The sequence below is a fragment of the Kribbella swartbergensis genome (genome assembly GCF_054784135.1).
This window is the reverse complement of the sequence record NZ_BAAGPM010000022.1, coordinates 645,220-658,909: the sequence shown is the minus strand read 5'-3', so window position 1 is coordinate 658,909 and position 13,690 is coordinate 645,220. Positions and strand designations below refer to the sequence as shown.

The window sequence follows — 13,690 nt, the reverse complement described above, 5'->3', positions numbered from 1 at the left end:
TCCGATACGGCGCCGTACCTGCTATCACTGCAGGTACGGCGTCGGCCGCACGCCGGGGCCGGCCCGCTGGCGCGTCTCAGTCGTCGTCAATCAGGTCCTTGAAGTCGAGGCGGCGATCGACCACCTCTGCGGCGACATCGGCGAGAGGCTGGTCGGTGGCGTAGGCGTGCGCACGCAGGACGGCGAGGGCGTCCACGCTGTGCACGCCTGCCTGGGCGATGATCATGCCGGTGGCCTGGTGCACGGTCACCCGCGACGCCCACAAGTCGCCGCTGACGACGAGGTCGTCCGCGGGTGCGCTGAGCAGTACGGCGCCGACGGCGTCGACCACCAGTTGCGCGGTGGCGAGGGATTCGTTGAGCTGTCGCCCACGTGCGGCGTACATGCTGATCGCACCGTACGGACGCCCCTCGGCGCGCATCGGGAACGAGTACGTCGTGTGGCGGCCGACCGCTTGGAGGGCAGCCGTGGTGAACGCGGGCCAGCGGTCCACCCCGCCCTCCTCCAGGTCGAACACGACCGGCTCGTTGAGCCGGTAGGCGTCGCGACAGGGTCCCTCGCCGGTCACTTCCTGGAGATCTTCCAGGCGCCACGCCACGCCATCGGTGGCGCACAGCGTGGTCCGGCGCGGAGAGGTGTTCTCGATGGTGATCGCGGCGCCGTCGACGCCGAGAAGCACCTGACAGGCCTCCGCCATCCGCAGCGCGAGATGCTCCGGCTCGGGATGGGCCGCGACCAGTCCGGCCAGCCGAGCAAGGATCATCTCGTGGTCAGTCACCCGCACTCCTCCACCACGGTCCCCACAACCTGTCCCATCGGTACCCCATTCGATTCGTGCGGCAACTAGCGGGCGGGCAGTCCTCTCGACGGCATCGGGCTGACGTTGGCCGGGGGCGAGCTCTCGGGCTCCAGGACGCGCGTGGGTTGCAGGGAGTCCATGCTGAGCGGCTGGTCCTGGTGCATCACGGTTTCCAGGTGCTGCAGGATCACGCCTTCGCGCAGTGACCACGGCGAGACGTCCAGGCGCTTGATGTCGAGTGCCGTCATCGCGGCCTTCGCGACGATCGCACCGGCGACGAGTTGTTTGGCGCGGAACTCGGACACGCCGCGTAGCTGGGCGCGATCCCGGGCCGGCATCCGCGCCAGCCGCGGAGCCCACGCGGCCACGTCGCTTCTGTGCAAGGTACGACGGACGAACGGCCCGGTCCGCTGTGGCGGCGCACCGGCCAGCCTGGCCAGCTGCTTGAACGTCTTCGAGCTGGCGATCACCCGCTTCGGGTCGCCCTCCCAGCGCAGCCGGTCGGAGACCTCACGCAGCGTCGCCCGGGCGTGCCGGCGCAGTTCCCGGAGCTGCTCGCGCTTCGGCGGATCGTCATGCAGGAAGGCCCTGGTGAGCCGGCCCGCCCCGAGGGGCAGCGAGACGGCGAACTCCGGTCTGGCGTCACGACCGAGCGCGATCTCCATCGAACCGCCGCCGATGTCGAGGACCAGGAGTCGTCCGGCCGACCAGCCGTACCAGCGCCGTACCGCGAGATAGGTCAGCCGGGCCTCCTCCTCGCCGGTCAGGAAGCGCGGCTGGATCCCGGTCTCGCTCTCCAGCCGGTCCGCGATGTCGGCGCAGTTGGTGGCGTCCCGTACGGCGGACGTGGCGAAAGCGAACAGCTGTTCGACCTGCAGTGACCGAGCCGCCGCGGCGGCACCCCGGACCGCCTCGATCACCCGGTCCACGCCCTCGGAGGTGATCGAGCCGTCCGGCTGGATCGCCTCACCCAGCAGCGTGGGGTGTTTCACCGCGTGGGTCGGTAGCGGCGGCGCACCAGGCGAGGCCTCCACGACTTGCAGCTGAGCCGAATTCGACCCGATGTCCAGTACGCCGATTCTCACGTTGTACCGGTGCCCGCGGGCAAACCGCTCCTCAGCCGGTTGTGCTCACCGGGTACCGGGTACCGGTGCCGCAGGCAACCTTCGACGGAGGGAGCGGACCATGGCGGAGACGACGCCTCGTCCCGACAGCGGGCACGAGTGGACCGACGAGGAGCTTCGGGAACTGCGTGAGCTCGCCGAGGGCAACACGCCGGTCGGGGTGATGAGTGTGCGGCTCGGCCGGACCGAGGAAGCGATCAGGTCCAAGGCGCAGGCGGAGGGCATCAAGCTGTCGCCACCGAACCGCTCGCCGTACGGCACATGAGCTGACCCAGGCGCACCTCTCGTGCCGGCGGCGGAGCTGCTGGGTCCGGTCGGGCTGGAGCTGGCCCGGGCGGTGGAGAAGCTGCCTGGGAAGCACGGCATGCCGGGCGGCTCCCGGTTCGAACTGAAATGGGACGGGTTCCGCGCGGGTGCGGTGTGCCAGGGCGGCGACGTACGGTTGTGGTCGCGCAACGGCAAGGACTTCACCGCAAAGTTCCCCGACGTACAGAAGGCCCTGGCCGCCCAGGTCGACATTGACTGTGTGCTGGACGGCGAGTTGGTGGTGTGGACCGGCGAGCGGCTGGACTTCGACGCACTGCAACAGCGCATGGTGAACACCGTCGCCACCGTCCGGACCAAGCTCGCCCCTGCCCAGCCGGCGTCGTTCATCGTCTTCGACATGCTCGCGGCGGACAGTGTCGACATCCGCACGATGCGCTGGACCGTACGGCGGAACCGGTTGGAGACCCTTGCGGCGAACTGGCGACCGCCGCTGCAGCTGTCCCCGGTGACCGATGACCCGGACGAGGCGCTGGAGTGGCTGGCGGCGTTCAAGACCAGCGGTGTCGAGGGTCTGGTGGTGAAGGGGGCGTCGACCAGGTACCAGCCCGGCCGCCGCGACTGGATCAAGGTGAAGCAGCGGGACACGGCCGAGGCGATCGTGGGCGCCGTCACCGGTTCCCTGGAGCGGCCCGAGGTCCTGGTGGTGGGGCGGTACCGCGGCAAGGAACTCGAGGTGGTCGGCCGGACCGTGAAGCTGAAGGACGAGCAGGCCGCCGCCATCGCGCCGCTGCTGAAGCCTGCCGGGTCCCGGCATCCGTGGCCGGACGAGATCAGCACCCAATGGGGCCGCACCAGCAAAACCCCGATCCTCAAGGTCCAACCCAAGCTCGTCGTCGAATTCACCGCCGACGCCGCCCTCCAGGCTGGCCACTACCGCCACCCCCTCCGCCTGATCCGCTACCGAACAGAGCTACTTCCAGACGACGTCCCAACACTTCCTGGCCCCGGTGCAGACGGCTGACACACTGCCCACCTCGTGACGGATGCACGGCGTTCGCCGATGTATGGGCGGGGCTCAGTAGCACGGCCAGTCGGGTATCGCGCGGGACGTGCCGAGCAGGACGGGGACCTCGTCAGGGAGGCAGTCGGAGGCCAGGGCCATAGCTGTGAGTCTTGTGTGACCTTCGAGGACCACGATCGGATGATGGTCACCGGCACGTACGCAGATGATCGGCTCCCAGTTCGCCCCTTGTCGCAGAGAATCCGCAACAGCGAGGAAGTGCCCGGTCGGCATGTGGCCGAAGACCAGACCTCCGCGCCGGATGCACCGGGCGGCGTCTGTCGGCCGTCGAGTGCCGCCGGTTAGCGCGGTCCAGTAGCTGTAGTCGATGTAGCGCACGCGGAGCAGTTCAGACGGCGACAGCGCCACCTGCTGCCAGCCGAGCTCGTATGGGAAGCCGGTGAACAGTTCGCGGTCCTGGCGATAGCCGCGGAATTCACCCAACACCTGACGCCGCTGCTCGTTCTCCTCCGGGTCGGACAGGTTCGCGTTGGTCAGCAGCGTCCGCGATAGACCACGTCTGGCCAGGGTCCGCTCGAGCGTGGGGCCGAACCGGCCCGAACGTAGTTCAGCACGAAGAAACGTTGCAACCATCTCCGCTTCTGAGCTGGTCCGGAGGGTTCGCACGAGTCCTATCGTGCCGACGCGGGTGGCGGTCCGGGTGGTGGGATGAAACGCCGGTGGGGGTGTGGGGTGGGGCGGGGGTTGGCAAGGTAGGGCGGGAGATCGTTTTCCGACGACTGGGGTCAGCGAGGAGGCAAGGTGTCGAAACCGCTGAAGGTTGCGGTTCTGGGGTTCTGGCACGTTCATGCGAGGGACTACGCGCGGCAGGCTCAGGCGCATTCCGGGACGGAGCTCGTCGCGGTGTGGGACGACGACGTTGCGCTGGGGCAGGCCGGGGCGGACGAGTTCGGGGTGCCGTTCAGCCAGGACCTCGACGGGGTGCTGGCGGACGTCGACGGCGTCGTGATCACCACGCCGACCAACGAGCACCGTGACGTGATGGTCAAGGCGGCCAATGCCGGCAAGCACATCTTCACCGAGAAGCTGCTCGCGCCGACCGTGGCGGAGGCTGAGGAGATCATCGCGGCGGCGGACGCGAACGGAATCAAGCTGGTGGTCTCGCTGCCGCGGCTCGCGCACGGGTACACCCAGGCGATCAAGGACGTCATCGCGTCCGGCGAGCTCGGGCGGCTCACCTACGGCCGGGTCCGGTTGTCGCACGACGGCGCCGTACCGCGTGACGGAGCCGAAGGCTGGCTGCCGCAGCGCTTCTTCGAGCCGAAGGCCGCCATCGGTGGAGCGCTCACCGATCTCGGCTGTCATCCGGTCTACCTGGTGCAGTTGTTCCTCGGCACCGACGCGGACAGCGTCAGTGCGATCTACCGGTCCGTCAACGGCCGGGGGCTCGAGGACAACGCCGTCGTGACCGTCGGCTACCCGGACCAGAAGATCGGCGTGATCGAGGCCGGGTTCACCAGCCGGAACCCGTTCACGATCGAGCTCTTCGGCACCGAAGGCAGCCTGACCTACGCCGACGCCGGCAACGTACTGCGGGTCGGCGAGCGGGAGGTGCCGGTGCCGGACCACAACCCGGACCCGTTCGCCCAGTGGGTCGACCACATCACCAACGGCACCCGGGCCGACGACAATCTGACCCGGGCGGTCGAGCTGACCCGCCTGGTCGTCGCCGCGAACCAGGCCGCCGAAGAAGGCCGAACCATCTCCTACGGAGGCTGACATGCCAGAGATCAAGGTCGGTCTGATCGGTGGCGGCGGTATCGCGGGCGCCCACATCCGGGGCTATCGCGAACACACCGACCGGATCCGGGTCACCGCCGTCGCCGACGCGGTGGAGGGTACGGCGGTTGCGCGGGGCAAGGAGCTGGGTGCCACGTCGTACGTCGACTATCGCCGGATGCTGGAGACCGAGGAACTCGACGCGGTCGACATCTGCCTGCCGCATCACCTCCACCGGGACGCGATCGTGGCGGCGGCCGAGGCCGGCAAGCACGTGTTGTGCGAGAAGCCGCTCTGCCTCACCGCGGACGAGGCGGCCGATGTCCGGAAAGCGGTGCAGGACAACGGCGTGACGCTGATGTGTGCGCACAATCAGCTGTTCCTGCCGGCTGTGGCGAAGGCGAAGGAACTGCTCGAGGCCGGCACCATCGGGACCGTGTACGAGGTCCGGACCACGGACAGCTTCTACAACGACTTCGACCCGAGCACCATGGGGTGGCGGGCGAGCAGCAGGACGAGTGGTGGTGGCGAACTGATCGACACCGGGTACCACCCGACGTACCTGATGCTGCACCTCGCCGGGGGCCAACCGGTCGAGGCGACCGCGATGCTGTCGACGCACCGGCTGAAGTTCATGGAGGGTGAGGACTCGGCGCAGGTCCTGATCAGGTTCGACAACGGCGTCGTGGGGCAGATGGTGACCAGTTGGGCGTACCAGCCGGCCGCGTCGACCGAACGGTTCTCCGCGGTGGGTGAGCTGGGCGCCCTGCACAGCGACGGCACTTCGGTGACGGTGCGGCTGCGGTCCGGTGAGACCCAGACGATCGACGCCGAACCGGTCGACACCTTCGTCGCCGAGATCGGTCACTTCGCCGACTCGCTGCTGGCCAAGACCCGCCCGATCCACACCGAGCAGGAAGGTATCGCCGTACTCGGGATCCTTCTGGCCGCCTACGAGGGAGCCCGCAACAAGACGATCGCCCCGGTCCTCCAGCTCTCGTAACCGCTCGAGGCTCGACCCAGCTCGGCGGCGTGTCGTCGAGCTGGGTCAGCGGCGGTCGGAGTGACCGAGCGAGCGGTCGGGGGCGATGCGGTCGCGGACCAGTTGCTTGAGGGTGGCGATCTCGGGGAAGCCGTTCTGGGCCTTGCGAGACCAGAGGGTCTCGCCGTCCAGACGGACGTCGAAGACACCTCCGGTCCCGGGGATCAGCGCGACCTCGCCGAGTTCGGTCGTGAACGTGGTCAGCAGCTCCTGCGCCGTCCAGGCCGCCCGCAACAACCACCGGCACTGCGTGCAGTACTCGACTTCCAACCGCGGCTCTCTCGTCACGCCGACCAGTATCGCCGCCCCGATCACTCGCTCCACCCTGGCCGCGTCCTGGTTTGTCGGCGGGGAGTGGGTTGCGGCTGGTGCGACGTGAGGATCTCGGCGGCGGCGTGCTGGACCATGTCCGCGAGCTCTCGGGGAGCGAGGACGCGCGCGTCGCCGGCTTGGGCGAGGACGGCGGCGCAGGCTTCGGTGGAGTTCTCGAGATCGGTGTGGACGATGAACCAGCCGTCGGCATCGGGCAGCGGCGGCGCGGTCGGCCGGAAGCGCAGTACGGCGCGGTCGCGCACGCGGAGCACGATCGGATACGACGGCCGCGTCGCCCGGAAGCGCTCCTGCGCCTGCGCCCAGTACGTCGACAGGTCGAAGCCGGCCGGTCTCGTGAACTGTCTGTCGGTCAACACCGCGGACGACACCCGGCTGAGGCGATACGTGCGTACGGCGCCGTCCGGCCGAGCCGCGATGAGGTACCACGTGCGGCTTTTGGCGACCAGACCGAGTGGCTCGACGTCGAACGGCTCGTCGGGATCCCGGTAGGTGATCGTGATCCGCCGTTCCTCCCAGATCGCCTGCCGGCACAGGTCCAGCCAGCGCGGCGACTCCCGGCGGTCGTCCCAGCCGGCGTGGTCGATCAGCAGCCGCTGCCTGGCGTACTCGGCATCGCGCCGGGCGTTCTCGGGAAGCGCGGCGATCAGTTTCGTCATTGCCTGGTCGCTCGACGCGTCCATGCCGAGGTCGGCGAGGACGTGCGCGGTCGCGCCGACGAACACCGACATCACCTCGGCCGGCGCGAGACCGGTGAGCCGGGTCCGGTAGTCGGGCAGCAGTGCCCATCCGCCCCGGCGGCCGCGCACGGAGTACACCGGTACGCCGGCGAGGCTGAGCGCGTCGAGGTCGCGCTGGACCGTCCGCGGTGAGACCTCCAGGTACTGCGCGAGTTCCTTCACGGTCGACTGGCCGCGGGTCTGCAGCCGCAGCAGGAGCCGGAGGAGCCGTTCGGCGCGCACTGTTCGACTATGCCAGGAAAACAAGCCACAAGCTGGCGTCTTTTCTTTCTACGGTCGCTGTCATGACTGTGATGGAGGTGGCCGGCCTGTCCATGTCCTTCCGTGCGCCGGTCCGGAAAGCGGGGCTGCGCGCGGCCCTGGACTCGCTGGTACGGCGTGAGTACCGCGAGGTCCAGGCCCTCGACGACGTGTCGTTCGCGATCGAACCCGGTGAGGTGGTGGGGTTCATCGGACCGAACGGCGCCGGCAAGACCACCACGATGAAGATCCTGTCCGGGATCCTGTTCCCGACCGGCGGTCGGGTTCGCGTGCTCGGCTCCGTGCCGTGGGAACGTCGTACCGGGTTCCTGAAACGCATCGCGTTCGTCCGCGGCAGTCAGCCGGTCGGCGGCTCGCAGGAGCTGACCGTGATGGACTCGCTCGAGTATCAGCGGCTCTTGTACGACGTACCCCGACCAGACTTCACCAGGACGCTCGCCGTACTCGAGGACCTGCTGCGGCTGACTCCGGTGCTGGACAGGCAGTTGCGGGCGCTCAGCCTCGGCGAGCGGATGCGGGTCGGTCTGGCGTCGGCGCTCATCTACCGGCCGGAGGTGCTGTTTCTCGACGAACCGACGATCGGTCTCGACGTCACCGCGGCCGGTCAGATTCGTGAGTTCGTCTCCGACTACGTGACGCAGACCGGTGCCACGGTTCTGCTCACCAGTCACTACATGGCGGACGTCGCCTCGCTGTGCCCACGGCTGATCCTGATCGACCAGGGGAGGGTGGAGTACGACGGCCCGCTCGCCGAACTGTCCGCCCGACTGTCGCCGTACAAGCTGATCCGGATCACGGCACGCGGCGGCGCCGGCGTCGTGGACGAACTCGGCGAGGTGGTCGAGTCCTCGGACGGTCTGTGGGTCTTGCGCGTCCCGAGAGACGAGGTCGCCGTCACCACGTCTCGGCTACTGCAGGCCGTTGACGTCGTCGACCTGGCTGTCGAAGAACCACCGCTGGAGAAGGTCATCGACCGCGCCTACCGGGAAGGCCTGCGGTGAGGACCTTTGTGTTGTTGGGGTTCCGGGTTCGGCAGGAGGTGCTGGAGTGGTCCGGCGCCTGGTGGTTCCTGGCGACACTCGTCGTCCAGGCGGTGATCGGGCCGCTGATCGGGCTCTTCGTCTGGTCGGCGGTCTACCCGGACGATCCGACGATCGGGCGGTACTACGTCGCGATCATCCTGGTCACCCTGATGACCGAGTCGTTCGAGCAGCACACGTTCTCGGAACGCATCTACGACGGAACGATCAGCCACGAACTACTCCGCCCGCAGCCCGTCGTGATCGGCGTACTCGGCGCGAACCTCGCGATTCGTGCCTGGCTCACGTTCCTCGGCGCACCCGTCGTCCTGCTGACCGGACTCTCACTCGGCACCGGCTTCGACTGGCGGTCGGTGCTGGTCAGTCTGCCGTTCGTCGTACTCGCCGCGGCGTTGGTCTTCCTGCTGACATTCCTGTTGTCGATGACCGCCTTCTGGACCCAACGTGTGCACTCGATCGTCGGATTCGGGCACTCGCTGCTCTTCCTGTTCGGCGGTACGGCGGCACCGGTCGGACTCCTGCCGGACGTCTGGCGGCAGATCGCCGAAGCCTCGCCGTTCTATGCGATGAGCGGTCTGCCTGCCGAGCTCGCGGCGTACGGCGGGTCGGTCGGGGGAGCGCTCGCACTTCAGCTCTTCTGGCTGGTCGTGTTGCTGGTCGTCGTACGGTTCGTCTGGCGGGCCGGCGTACGTCGATACACGGCGGTGGGCTCATGAAGCTGCTGACTCTGCTCGGCGCGAGCTTCTCCATGTCGCTGCGGCGAAGCATGGCGTTCCGGATCAACCTGGTGTTCGACGTGCTGCTCGCCTTCGTCGGTCTCGGTACGGCGGTCGCACCGGTGCTGATCGTGTTCACCCAGGCCGAGACTCTGGCGGGGTGGTCGAAAGCCGAGACGCTCGTCCTGATCGGCACCTACCAGCTCATCACCGGGCTGCGCGGAACCTTCATCGACCCGAACCTGTCGTGGTTCCCCGACAACGGGATCCGCAATGGCAAGCTCGACAGCTATCTGTTGCAGCCGGCACCGAGTCTCTTCCTTGCCAGCTTGTCGTTGTCGTCCCCACTCACGTTGATCCAGTTGGTGCCAGGTCTCGGCGTACTCAGCTGGGGCATTGCCGTCGCCGACCGACGGCCCGATCCGACCGGGGTGCTGGGTTGGCTCCTGCTGGTCGTGGCCGGTCTGGTCGTCACGTGGGCGCTCAGTGTCCTGCTCGCCTGCCTGGCGTTCTGGGCGCCGAAGCTGCAACTCGACGTCTTCTACCATTCCGCCTGGCAACTGGGCCGCTACCCAACCGACATCTTCTCGCGCCCGCTCCGCATGGTCCTCACGTATGTCTTCCCCATGGCCCTCATCGCCTCCGTCCCCTCCGCCACCCTCCTCCGTGGCCCGCACTGGCCAGTTCTCCTGGGCGCGGTAGCCGCCGCCACAGCCCTGGCCCTGCTGGCCATCACCGCCTGGCGCGCGGGCCTCCGCCGCTACACCGGCGCTACGTCATGAGCCCGCCCGTCCTGACTGGGGCGGGTCCGTAGGATGGGTGGGTGCCGTCGACACTGCCCGAGGGGGAGGTTGCGCCTCGGGATGGGGCGCTGCCGGAAGCTGCCGTGCGCGAGGCTGCGGGGCGGCCGCTCGGGTTCTATCTACATGTGCCGTTCTGCGCGTCGCGGTGCGGGTACTGCGACTTCAACACGTACACGGCCAAGGAGCTCGGCGGCGGTGCCTCGCAGGCGTCGTACGCGGACACGGCGATCGAAGAGATTCGGCTGGCTCGGCGGGTGCTGGCGGAGCTGGATCAGCCGGTCGAGACGGTGTTCTTCGGGGGTGGTACGCCGACCTTGCTGCCGGCGGCCGACCTCGGTCGGATGCTGGGCGCCGTACGTGACGAGTTCGGGCTGGCACCGGATGCTGAGGTGACGACGGAAGCCAACCCGGAGTCGGTGGATCCGGCGTATCTCGAAGCGCTGCTCGAGGCCGGGTTCACGCGGGTGAGCTTCGGGATGCAGAGTGCTTCGACGCACGTGCTCAGGATTCTGGATCGGCAGCACACTCCGGGCCGGGCGTTGCAGGCGGTGAAGGAGGCGACCGCGGCCGGGTTCGAGCATGTGAACCTGGATCTGATCTACGGGACGCCCGGGGAGTCGCTCGACGACTGGCGGGCGTCGCTGGAGTCGGCGCTGACGGCCGATCCGGATCACGTCAGCGCCTACGCGTTGATCGTTGAGGACGGCACCCAGTTGGCGCGCCGGATCCGCCGCGGTGAGTTGCCGATGCCGGATGACGACGACCTCGCGGACAAGTACGTGCTGGCCGACGAGTTGCTGACCGCGCACAGCCTGACCTGGTACGAGGTCTCGAACTGGGCGCGCACCGAGGACGCGCGCTGCCGGCACAACGAGCTCTACTGGCGCGGCGACACCTGGTGGGGGATCGGCCCGGGCGCGCACAGTCACGTCGGCGGAGTGCGCTGGTGGAACGTGAAGCATCCGAGCGCGTACGCCGAACGCCTCGACGCCGGCCGGAGTCCCGCCCATGCCCGCGAACTCCTCGACCCCGAAACCCGCCGAGTCGAACGCGTCCTCCTGGAGATCCGCCTGTCCGCCGGTCTGCCGCTGGACGTCTTGGACACCCCCGGCCGAACAGCAGCCAACCAGGTCGTCGCGGACGGCCTGGCCGAGATCACGGACGACCGCCTCACCCTCACCAACCAGGGCCGTCTCCTGGCCGACGCAGTAGTCCGGGCCCTTCTTCCCTGACGCGACCCCCTGCTGGTCTCTGGGGGCAGATAAGTCAGGACAAGAAGTGATCAGAAGTGATCGTTTCGAGGTGTTGACGACTGTTGTGTGCATCGGAGAAGGTGTGCGGTAAACGCTTACTAACTCCTGAGGAGTCGCGATGCCGCCTTCCATCCGCCGACGCCTGTTGCTCCAAGCGGGACTCGCCGCGGGGGCACTCACAGCCACCGGGCTGCCGGCCCGGACGGCCGCGGCCGCCGACGAGTTCGAGGTGCTGCGCGACCGCTGGGCCGCGCTGAACACCGGTGGTGCGATCGACCCCAGCGAGCAGATCTACGCCGACGCCCTGGCCAAACTGACCGCCCAGGCACAAGGCTTTGTCGACAGCCTGATCACCGACACCAGCCGCACCGCGCTCTGGCCCGATCTGCCGCTCAGTTCGACCTCGGGGAACTTCGCCATCAGCTACACCAGGCTGAAGACCATCGCGCTGGCCCGCGCCACCCCCGGCACGACACTCACGCTCGACCCGGCCGGCCACCTCTCGAGCGCCCTCGACTTCCTCTATCGACGCGCCTACAACGAGACGCTCCCCGAGACCGGCAACTGGTGGTTCTGGGAGATCGGTGCGCCGCGCGCCCTGCTCGACACCTGCGTCCTCGCGTACGACGTACTGTCCGCCGACCAACTGGCGGCGTACCTGCGAGCCGTCGACCGCTTCGTGCCCAACCCGAACCGCCGAACCAACTCCCCGAACCTCCGCGAGACCGGCGCCAACCGGGTCGACAAGGCGCTGATCGTCGCTCTCCGCGGGATCGTCGGAAAGTCGGCAGCCAAGGTCGCCGCCGGACGCGACGCGCTCAGCGACGTGGCGGACGGCGGCAGGAACAGTGTGTTCACCTACGTCACGAGCGGCGACGGGTTCTATCGCGACGGCTCGTTCGTCCAGCACGGCAACCTCGCCTACGTCGGCACGTACGGCAACGTCGCGCTCGGCGGGGTCGCGAACCTCTTCTCGCTGCTCGGCGGCTCGACCTGGCAGATCACCGACCCGAACCGCGCGGTGATCCTGGACGCGGTCGAGGCGAGCTTCGCGCCGTTCATCGTCGGCAGTCTGATGATGGACTGCGTCTCCGGCCGGGCCATCTCCCGCGAACGCGCCGGTGACCACCGCAACGGTCACGCCACCACGTCGAGTGTGCTGCTCCTCGCGAGCGGTGTCGGCGAACCGTACGCGAGCCGGTACAAGGCGCTCGCCAAGGGGTGGATCACCAGCGACCGCCTCGCCGACTACCTGCCCGGTGCGTCCATCCCGGAGATCTCCCGGGCCAAGGCGGTCCTCGACGACGCGGCCGTCACGCCGGCGCCCGCAACGCCGGCGCACTTCCAGTTCCACAACCAGGACCGCGTCGTGCACCGGCGCCCGGAGTGGACGTTCGCGATCGCCATGTCGTCCAAGCGGATGGCGCGTTACGAATGGGGCAACGGGGAGAACCTCCGCGGCTGGTACGTCGGCGACGGCATGACCTACCTCTACAACGACGACCACGCCCAGTTCTACGACGCGTACTGGCCGACCGTCGACGCGCAGCGCCTGCCCGGTACGACGGTCAGCACGAAGCCCCGGCAGCCCCACGGGACCGGCGGTGGAACCGGGACGATCGCCGCGTACGCCGAGTGGGTCGGTGGAGCGACGTACCGGAACGAGGCCGGTGCCGTCGGCATGCATCTGATCAACCACGACAAGACGCTCCAGGCCCGGAAGTCGTGGTTCTGCCTGTCGGACTCGACCGTTGCCCTGGGCGCCGGCATCGCCGGAACCGACGGCTACCCGGTCGAGACCGTGGTCGAGAACCGCAACCTGCACGAGAACGGTACGGCGGCTCTCGTCGTCGACGGGGTCGCGCAGCCTGGGAACGGTTCGTACGACGGGCCGCGGTGGGCGCACCTGGAAGGCGTCGGTGGGTACGTGTTCCCGCACGGCGGACGGGTGCGTGCGACTCGGGAGGACCGTACCGGCACGTGGCGGGAGATCAACACGGGTAACGACACGGCGGGGTCGACAACGCCGTTCACGCGTCGCTACGTCTCGCTGGTGCTCGAGCACGGGACGGAGGCCGGGGAGTACGCGTACGTTCTGTTGCCTGGGGCAAGCAGGTTGGACACTGAGGAACGCGCGGCGAGCCCTGGTGTCACGGTGCTGTCGAACACCGCCCAGGTCCAGGCCGTCCACTCCGGGCGGGATCAGTTGACCCTCGCCAACTTCTGGACTGCTGGTGCGGCCGGCGGAATCACCGCGTCCGGTCCGGCGTCCGTTGTCGTCGGCACCGACGGGCGCACGGTCCACGTCGCGGTCTCGGATCCCAGTCGCACTGTTCAGACCCTGCGTCTGGTGGTCGACCAGCGCGTGGCCCGCGTGCTGACACACGACGACACCGTGACGGTTGTCGCCACAGGCAAGCAGCTCGTCCTCGACATCGCAGTCGCAGGCAGTCGAGGCGCCACCCACACCGCAACCTTCAGCCGGAGCTGACGCCCCGAGGCCCCGGCTGACAGC

The 13,690-nt window shown here is 68.6% G+C and carries 14 protein-coding genes; 9 read left to right on the top strand and 5 right to left on the bottom strand.

Annotated elements, in window-relative coordinates:
- Positions 1-76: 76 nt before the first annotated feature.
- Both ACYVOK_RS21655 and ACYVOK_RS21650 read right to left on the bottom strand, forming a co-directional pair.
- Positions 77-778, bottom strand: coding sequence for a GAF and ANTAR domain-containing protein (locus ACYVOK_RS21655; protein ID WP_460664304.1), 702 nt, complete (start codon positions 776-778; stop codon positions 77-79).
- A 65-nt stretch (positions 779-843) separates the two neighbouring features.
- Entirely contained in the window at positions 844-1,791 is a 948-nt protein-coding gene (locus ACYVOK_RS21650) for a Ppx/GppA family phosphatase (RefSeq protein WP_460664303.1), read from the bottom strand.
- A gap of 193 nt (positions 1,792-1,984) precedes the next feature.
- Here ACYVOK_RS21650 and ACYVOK_RS21645 point away from each other — a divergent pair, with 193 nt between their 5' ends.
- Both ACYVOK_RS21645 and ACYVOK_RS21640 read left to right on the top strand, forming a co-directional pair.
- Positions 1,985-2,188 carry a hypothetical protein gene (locus tag ACYVOK_RS21645; protein ID WP_460664302.1) on the top strand — a complete coding sequence of 68 codons (204 nt, stop codon included), beginning with the start codon at positions 1,985-1,987 and terminating at the stop codon, positions 2,186-2,188.
- Between the two features lie 21 nt (positions 2,189-2,209).
- Positions 2,210-3,211 carry an ATP-dependent DNA ligase gene (locus ACYVOK_RS21640; protein ID WP_460664301.1) on the top strand — a complete coding sequence of 334 codons (1,002 nt, stop codon included), beginning with the start codon at positions 2,210-2,212 and terminating at the stop codon, positions 3,209-3,211.
- A 54-nt stretch (positions 3,212-3,265) separates the two neighbouring features.
- Here the strand turns inward: ACYVOK_RS21640 and ACYVOK_RS21635 are convergent, their stop codons facing one another.
- On the bottom strand, positions 3,266-3,844 hold the full coding sequence (locus tag ACYVOK_RS21635; RefSeq protein ID WP_460664300.1) for a hypothetical protein: 579 nt from the start codon (positions 3,842-3,844) through the stop codon (positions 3,266-3,268).
- Between the two features lie 168 nt (positions 3,845-4,012).
- Between ACYVOK_RS21635 and ACYVOK_RS21630 the strand changes: the two genes are divergently transcribed.
- The gene (locus ACYVOK_RS21630) at positions 4,013-4,990 is read left to right on the top strand and encodes a Gfo/Idh/MocA family protein (RefSeq protein WP_460664299.1); all 978 of its coding nucleotides are present in this window, start codon (positions 4,013-4,015) and stop codon (positions 4,988-4,990) included.
- A 1-nt stretch (position 4,991) separates the two neighbouring features.
- A complete protein-coding gene (locus ACYVOK_RS21625) occupies positions 4,992-5,993 on the top strand; it encodes a Gfo/Idh/MocA family protein (RefSeq protein ID WP_460664298.1) in 1,002 nt (333 codons plus the stop codon).
- A 45-nt stretch (positions 5,994-6,038) separates the two neighbouring features.
- Here ACYVOK_RS21625 and ACYVOK_RS21620 read toward each other — a convergent pair whose 3' ends face one another.
- Together ACYVOK_RS21620 and ACYVOK_RS21615 are read right to left on the bottom strand one after the other, a co-directional pair.
- Entirely contained in the window at positions 6,039-6,320 is a 282-nt protein-coding gene (locus ACYVOK_RS21620; protein ID WP_460664297.1) for an Rdx family protein, read from the bottom strand.
- 23 nt (positions 6,321-6,343) lie between these two features.
- The gene (locus ACYVOK_RS21615) at positions 6,344-7,324 is read right to left on the bottom strand and encodes a helix-turn-helix transcriptional regulator (protein ID WP_460664296.1); all 981 of its coding nucleotides are present in this window, start codon (positions 7,322-7,324) and stop codon (positions 6,344-6,346) included.
- 62 nt (positions 7,325-7,386) lie between these two features.
- On the opposite strand from ACYVOK_RS21615, the gene ACYVOK_RS21610 reads away from it, so the two are divergent.
- From ACYVOK_RS21610 to ACYVOK_RS21590, 5 genes are all read left to right on the top strand, one after another.
- Positions 7,387-8,364, top strand: a complete 978-nt coding sequence (locus ACYVOK_RS21610; RefSeq protein WP_460664295.1) for an ABC transporter ATP-binding protein — start codon at positions 7,387-7,389, stop codon at positions 8,362-8,364.
- On the top strand, positions 8,361-9,119 hold the full coding sequence (locus tag ACYVOK_RS21605) for an ABC-2 family transporter protein (RefSeq protein ID WP_460664294.1): 759 nt from the start codon (positions 8,361-8,363) through the stop codon (positions 9,117-9,119). Before ACYVOK_RS21610 ends, ACYVOK_RS21605 begins: the two co-directional genes overlap by 4 nt.
- Positions 9,116-9,901 (top strand): ABC transporter permease, encoded by a 786-nt coding sequence (locus tag ACYVOK_RS21600; protein ID WP_460664293.1) that lies wholly within the window; start codon positions 9,116-9,118, stop codon positions 9,899-9,901. The genes ACYVOK_RS21605 and ACYVOK_RS21600 overlap by 4 nt, the downstream gene beginning before the upstream one ends.
- 41 nt (positions 9,902-9,942) lie before the next feature.
- The gene (gene hemW / locus ACYVOK_RS21595) at positions 9,943-11,154 is read left to right on the top strand and encodes a radical SAM family heme chaperone HemW (RefSeq protein ID WP_460664292.1); all 1,212 of its coding nucleotides are present in this window, start codon (positions 9,943-9,945) and stop codon (positions 11,152-11,154) included.
- Positions 11,155-11,293: 139 nt separating this feature from the next.
- Entirely contained in the window at positions 11,294-13,666 is a 2,373-nt protein-coding gene (locus ACYVOK_RS21590; RefSeq protein WP_460664291.1) for a polysaccharide lyase 8 family protein, read from the top strand.
- Positions 13,667-13,690 lie beyond the last annotated feature (24 nt).

What these genes read in the sequence shown, in the direction of transcription:
- ACYVOK_RS21635 (WP_460664300.1), bottom strand. Translation starts at nt 3,844, where the DNA reads ATGGTTGCAACGTTTCTTCGTGCTGAACTACGTTCGGGCCGGTTCGGC.
- ACYVOK_RS21610 (WP_460664295.1), top strand. Translation starts at nt 7,387, where the DNA reads ATGACTGTGATGGAGGTGGCCGGCCTGTCCATGTCCTTCCGTGCGCCG.
- ACYVOK_RS21625 (WP_460664298.1), top strand. Translation starts at nt 4,992, where the DNA reads ATGCCAGAGATCAAGGTCGGTCTGATCGGTGGCGGCGGTATCGCGGGC.
- ACYVOK_RS21645 (WP_460664302.1), top strand. Translation starts at nt 1,985, where the DNA reads ATGGCGGAGACGACGCCTCGTCCCGACAGCGGGCACGAGTGGACCGAC.
- ACYVOK_RS21600 (WP_460664293.1), top strand. Translation starts at nt 9,116, where the DNA reads ATGAAGCTGCTGACTCTGCTCGGCGCGAGCTTCTCCATGTCGCTGCGG.
- ACYVOK_RS21590 (WP_460664291.1), top strand. Translation starts at nt 11,294, where the DNA reads ATGCCGCCTTCCATCCGCCGACGCCTGTTGCTCCAAGCGGGACTCGCC.